At 59.1% G+C, this 6,078-nt stretch carries 6 protein-coding genes; all 6 read left to right on the forward strand.

Features of this window, described 5'->3' with window-relative positions:
• Positions 1-209: 209 nt before the first annotated feature.
• Positions 210-533 (forward strand): helix-turn-helix domain-containing protein, encoded by a 324-nt coding sequence (locus tag E8F11_RS22335; RefSeq protein ID WP_280291068.1) that lies wholly within the window; start codon positions 210-212, stop codon positions 531-533.
• The gene (locus E8F11_RS22340) at positions 533-1,759 is read left to right on the forward strand and encodes a type II toxin-antitoxin system HipA family toxin (RefSeq protein WP_280291069.1); all 1,227 of its coding nucleotides are present in this window, start codon (positions 533-535) and stop codon (positions 1,757-1,759) included. The genes E8F11_RS22335 and E8F11_RS22340 overlap by 1 nt, the downstream gene beginning before the upstream one ends.
• A gap of 646 nt (positions 1,760-2,405) precedes the next feature.
• Complete coding sequence (locus E8F11_RS22345; protein ID WP_280291070.1) at positions 2,406-2,873, forward strand: phage antirepressor; 468 nt, start codon at positions 2,406-2,408, stop codon at positions 2,871-2,873.
• A complete protein-coding gene (locus tag E8F11_RS22350) occupies positions 2,870-3,121 on the forward strand; it encodes a hypothetical protein (RefSeq protein ID WP_280291071.1) in 252 nt (83 codons plus the stop codon). Before E8F11_RS22345 ends, E8F11_RS22350 begins: the two co-directional genes overlap by 4 nt.
• Before the next feature lie 859 nt (positions 3,122-3,980).
• A complete protein-coding gene (locus E8F11_RS22355) occupies positions 3,981-4,445 on the forward strand; it encodes a hypothetical protein (protein ID WP_280291072.1) in 465 nt (154 codons plus the stop codon).
• A gap of 642 nt (positions 4,446-5,087) precedes the next feature.
• Positions 5,088-6,059: an IS110 family transposase gene (locus E8F11_RS22360; protein ID WP_280287409.1), complete on the forward strand. Its 972-nt coding sequence runs from the start codon at positions 5,088-5,090 to the stop codon at positions 6,057-6,059.
• The last annotated feature ends 19 nt before the right edge of the window (positions 6,060-6,078 follow it).

A 6,078-nucleotide genomic window follows, 5' to 3' on the forward strand; every position in this document is an offset into this window, starting at 1 on the left:
GCCCGGTGGCCTGTATGGCGGGCATGCGCCTAGGCGAGACAGTTGAACGACGTGCGAAGAAATGGATTGGCACGAAATTAAAATGCCACCTAATCGCACCTTATGACCTATAAGATGTCATCAAGCGAACGTAATACGCTTTTAATCTAACCATTAACGTGTATTAGATGACATCTTATGCAGCATAGGATTCCTCCTGGTGAAACCTTATGAAAGACTACTTTCCCGTACAAAGCACATCCCTGCTGTACCGCGTCGCCCTACTGGTGAAAGAGGCGCGCCTGCGCATGGGCATACGACAGGCTGACCTTGCAGAGCAAGCCGGGATCTCCCTTCGTGCGATTCGGCATATCGAGGCTGGGAAAGCAGAGGGCGTTTCATTACGCGATTTCATGCTGGCGCTGTTTACCGTAGGGATTTCTGACAGGGTGTTCCAAGCACTGCTGGATGACCCCGCATTCGATGCCGATTTTCTGGAAACCAATGCCAACAAGCGTGTACGACTACCGCGTAGCAATGCAGAGGACTTCTGATGCCCAGTGCCTACATCTACATGGAGTGCCCGATCACGGGTGCGACAGTGACCTTAGGCAGGCTTACCTTGGACGGTGGCATCGGCACATTCCTCTATGCGCCGGAGGCAGTTGAGGGCAAGTACTGGGTGCCGGACCCGATTCGGTTCCCGCTGTCCAGTCGCCCGATTACCGTGCTCAAAAATGGCGGTGTGCCCGGATTCATCGACGATGCGATGCCTGACGGTTGGGGGGAGCGGTTGTTACGGCGCACACGCAACGGCGCGCTCGATCCGATTCAACTCCTGCTGTTGTCACCGAACGAGGATCGTGCAGGAAACATCATGGCCGGCGAGCAGCGTACGCCCAGGCCGGGTGTGGGCGAGAAGCCCATGAAAATGCTCGACGCCAAGGGGCTCGACCAATTCATAGAGGTCTGCGCGGCGATCTATGACAGCCAGCTGACCAATGAACAGCTGGAGGCGTTGAAAATACGGGATCAGCGCTCGGCAGTCGGTGGCGCAAGGCCGAAGCGCACATACCGTTTCGACCACAGGCTGATTTTGGCGAAGCCGCGCGATAAGTTCGATCACTACGACCTGCCGGCATTCGAGTACGCCTGCATGACCTTTGCGGCTCACAAGGGGATGAGCGTTGCCCGTACCGCCTTACATCGCAGCGAGAGAGGCAACACGCTCCTGGTCGAGCGATTTGACCGGAAGTGGTCTGAGGATCAGAAGAAATTTCACCGTATCCCAATGATGAGTGGTTTGACCCTGCTTGATGCCGAATGGCGTGTGCAAACCAAAAAGGGATGGATTTACGCCGCGCTGGCCGATGAGCTGTACCGCAGAGGTGCGCCAGATGCCGATCGGCAAGAGCTCTATCGGCGAATGGCGTACAACGCCCTGGTGGGGAATAGTGATGATCATCCCCGCAACCACGCGGTGATCTGGCAGGACGGAGTTTGGCGGCTCTCGCCCATGTACGACGTACTACCAGTGTTGGGAGAGGGCCCAGCACAGGGGCTCGCGATGGATGTTGGAATGAAAGGGCCCCTGTTGAGCCGAGGCAACCTGTTGAGTCACCACCAGCACTTTGCGCTGTCCGAGGAGACGGCGGCGGGTATTTTGGATGAGGTCGCAGCCTGGGAACCGGAATTGAAAGACCACTATGCGCAGCACTTGGCTGGAGCCGAGCTGGATGCCGCAGTGGAAGCAACCAGCGGAAAGAAACTGCTGACCTAAGCACTGAGCTGGGCGATCTGAAATGACAAAAATGGGGACCTTGGCTTCCCCTTTTCTGCATATCACCGGCCCCAATCGCGAATGAATTCGCTCCCACAACGCGCCCCGTATGTTGGTCTGAGCGCAGCGAGGCCCAACAACCCGCGCATCGCTCAACACCGTCGTAGGGTGGGCCACGCTCCACCAGTCTACCTTCCGGTAAAAGAGCGACGTCCTCCACGAGCCAGTTACGAATGGCAGTAAAGAGCTCAGCCCAACGCAACAGCATCGCCCGCACGACTACTTCCTACAGATTTTTCTGACTCTCTTTTCTCCAGCCTACAGAGAAATTTCCTACAGACCGTTAGCCTTGAGGCCCTACGCGCGCCATAGCTAGTGTCCCTCCGTCACGGTCAATCCCGTGGCTGGGTTTGGCGACCCGATACTGACAGGCGCGATAGCGCCATAAGGTGCTTGCGAGAACGGCGAACGTTCTTGCAGGTCCCCGCACGAATGCAGAAAAGCTGCATCGCTTTATGGCAGATCGCGCGGGGAGACCTTCGGGTCTGCCGGGTCCTGTTAGCCGGCTCGCCAACCCCGCGCGATTTGCCACCTACGTTTGGCGACTCAGGTGGCAACTCCCAAGCAACTAACAGGAGTTCTACCTATGCAAGACGCATATTCCCCTCTCGTTTTCTTCCACCATTCCCTCCGCCTGCGCGCCCTGATGGTCGATAACCAGCCCTGGTTCGTCGCCCATGACTTCGCCCGGTTGATCGGCGCCCCCGATGCCCAATCCGTGCTTGCGGCCCTGGAGCCACACGAGCAGCAGGCGCTCTGCCTCGAATACACCCGCGGCTTCCATGAAGACGTGACGGCGATCAGCGATATCGGTGCCTACAAGGCGCTGTTTCATTTCGGCGAGCCGGAGCATGGCGATATCGGTCGTTGGCTCAGCGAGGTGCTGGTGCCGACGCTGCATGACTATCACCGAGTGCCGGATGCGGCACCGTGCCGTTCCTTTATGAGTTGTGCGGGCCGGCAGATGGGTGTGGTGCGCTGGCAGGGCGAGGTCTGGGTGGCCTGGCGCGATCTGCCGGCCATGATGGCCTCGGGCAAGGAGGTGTCGGCATGAGCATCGATTTCGAGCAGCGTCGGTTGCGGGAGCTGTTGGACCGCCTGGATTCGCGGCTGCAAACGGTGCAGATGCTGGCCGAGGTCATCCTGGACAATGCGGCGTTAAGGGAGGGGATTCCCGGGCCCTATCTGAACAACATCAGGGAAAGTGCGCTGATGGATGCGGTGATTCATCTGTCCCGCAGCAACCTGGAGGATTTCTGGCAGTTGGTGAAGCTGGAGCAGTTGCCGTTGGGGAGTGGGTGATTGTGGGGTGTGGGTTGGCCCCTCTCCGGTGTTGGGGAGGGGCCTTGGTTTTTTGGGGCAACGGGGTTGCCCTTGGCGAATGAATTCGCCCCTACAGGGGTGGGGCTTTTCCCGGATTTCATCCGGGGGTACCAATGCCGCATGGCCCGTAGGATGGGGCGGGCGGCGCGCTGCGAGCTTGCAGTATCCATCAGCTCCACAGCATGGGTATCGCTCCGCTCCACCCATCCTACGAGTTGGCGAGAATCGTAGCCCGGATGCAATCCGGGAGCGGCGGTGGGATTTTTCCCGGATTGCATCCGGGCTACGCGCGTGGCGAGTTGCGCGGGGTGGGGATGGCGAAGGGCGGCATCGCATTGCATCACAGTGTGTCTGCACGGCATCGGGATACATGGGCATTGCACCGCCCCGGAAAACGACACAGGCCTGATACGTCGCGGTGTTCAACTGCTAGCGAGACATTGAAGGGGAGCGACCCGCCCCCGCCAATCGCTTGCAACGGGGACATCACCATGAAGATGGCATTGCAGAACCCGGCAATCAGCATCGTCGCTGGGTCGGCTGGTCGATCCTTCCGCTGCCGCTGCTGCAGTTCGGATTCACGAAGTGCTCAGAAAACGAGCAAATCCAGCCCATATATATCTAACAACCTGATTATTCCAGCTGACGGAAAAAGTCTTTCCAATTAGCGCAACTTCGCCGCAAAAATAATTTTAACTAATTGTTTTTATTGGCACTCACACAACTATCACTCACATCGATGGTAACCATCACGCTGCATCACTTCTTCATCGAAATCACATCAGTAACATGGGCCCCGTAGACGAATTCCACCCCCCTCTAACCAAGGTGACCAGAAATGAAAAAGCAAATCTTCGCCAGCCTGTTCATCGCCAGCCTGTCCGCCTCCGCTTTTGCACTGTCGGTTGCTGAGGGTGGTGCCGACCGCACTTCCGCCCACCGCGTTGCCGAAGGTGGCGCTGACCGCACCAGCATTCATCGCATTGCCGAGAATGGTTCCGAGCGTTCCGAGTCCCTGCGCGTTGCCGAAGGGGGTTCCGACCGCACCAAGGCCTTCGACGTGGCCGAAAACGGTTCCGAGCGCTCCGAGTCCCTGCGTGTAGCCGAAGGCGGTTCCGACCGTACCAAGGGCTTCGACGTGGCCGAGAACGGCTCCGAGCGTTCCCACTCCCTGCGTGTAGCCGAAGGCGGCTCTGATCGCACCAAGGCTTTCGAAGTAGCCGAAGGTGGCTCCGACCGTACCAAGGCTTTCGAAGTTGCCGAAGGTGGTGCCGACCGCACTGGCGCCAACCGCATCAGCTAACTTCCGGAGCAGTACAGAGGCAGGCAATTCATGATGTATGCACCTCGAAAGGCAGAAGGCGCCACATGTGGCGCCTTCTTTCTTTTTGCGGCCAGTAAAAGCCGATGGGGTGGGAGCGGCGCTTCTTTCTGTGGGGGCGATTTCAATCGCGAAGCGGACCGAAGGTTCGCCCTGCTGCCGCAACGGTGGCTCAGAGCTGGTAGATAGAAGAGCGCTATCCACCCTTGGGCTGGCAAATAGTAGCCCGGATGAAATCCGGGCTACTGACTGATGGGTTTCGCTTCGCTCTAGCCGAACGCCGCCCGCCGCATCCTACGGAGGGGCGTAGGGTGGACCACGCTTTACCGGTCCACCATCGGCGCACGGCATGGCAGAGACGGTGGAAATAGAAAGCGATTTCCACCCTTGTATCTCGACTATCGCTCTGTGATGGGGCGATAGTTCCCGACTGATCATCGGGGGAGGGTCAGGAAGCCGTTTCCACCCTAAGGCCTCGAGCCAGCAACGTAGATAGTGCTCCTGCCCTCCACACTCACTCGAATAGCTCGAACGGTATCCAGAGCCCACCTCAGGTGAGAGCTCGCATTCACAAGGTCGTGCCGAGTGCAGTGATGATCCTTCTGGAGAGATTGAGGAGTTCGCATGTCCGGCATCGTTGGCATTGACATTGCCAAGCACAGTTTCGATATCGCCACCCAGCAGGCCAACGGCAAGTACCGCACCAAAGCCAAGCTGGCCAATAGCGCGGCGGGTTTTCAGGTACTGCAGGAGTGGCTGCTCAAATACAGCGAACCAGGGGCCTGGATCGTGATGGAGGCCACGGGGACCTACCACGAGGCGCTGGCCGAATACTTCCATGGCTTGGGCTACCGGGTTTGCGTGACCAATCCGGCGCAGATTGCCCTCTATGCCCGCAGCCAACTGCAACGGGTGAAGACGGACCAGGTCGATGCCAAGCTGATTGCCGACTATGGCGCCCGGCACGTGGACGAGTTGCGTGCCTGGCGGCCCGAACCGCCGGCCATCCGCCGCCTGCGGGCCCTGGTACGGCGCCTGCAGGACCTCCAGGAGATTGCCCAGATGGAGCGCAATCGCTTGGACGTCGCCGATGTCAGTGTGCAGGACTCGATTCGTTCGGTGCTGCAACACATCGAACAGCAGATCGCCGAAACCTTGAAGGCGATTCAGGCGCACATTGACGACGATCCCGATTTACGGGGTAAGCGCGACTTGCTGACCAGTATCGACGGCGTCGCGGACAAGACTGCGGCCCTGCTTCTGGCCGAGCTGGGAGACCCGCTGCAATTCAAGAATGCCCGGGCCATCACGGCGTTTGCCGGGCTGAATCCGCAGCTGCGGGAGTCCGGCACCCAAAAGGCCTACGCCTGCATTTCCCGGATGGGCTCCAGCCGACTCCGCGCGGGTCTCTACATGCCGGCCATCGTTGCGCTGACCCACAACCCGGCGATCAAAGCGCTGGGACAACGCCTGCGAAGTCGAGGCAAGGCCGGGAAGCAGATCGTCTGCGCCGCGATGCGCAAGCTGCTGCACATCGCTTATGGCGTCCTGAAATCGGGCCAGCCTTTCGATGCAAAACTGGCCCTTGCGCACTAGGTTCCAAGACGGTATCTAC

It is taken from the genome of Pseudomonas sp. BN417, from assembly GCF_029871205.1.
In the GTDB taxonomy this organism is placed as follows: domain Bacteria; phylum Pseudomonadota; class Gammaproteobacteria; order Pseudomonadales; family Pseudomonadaceae; genus Metapseudomonas.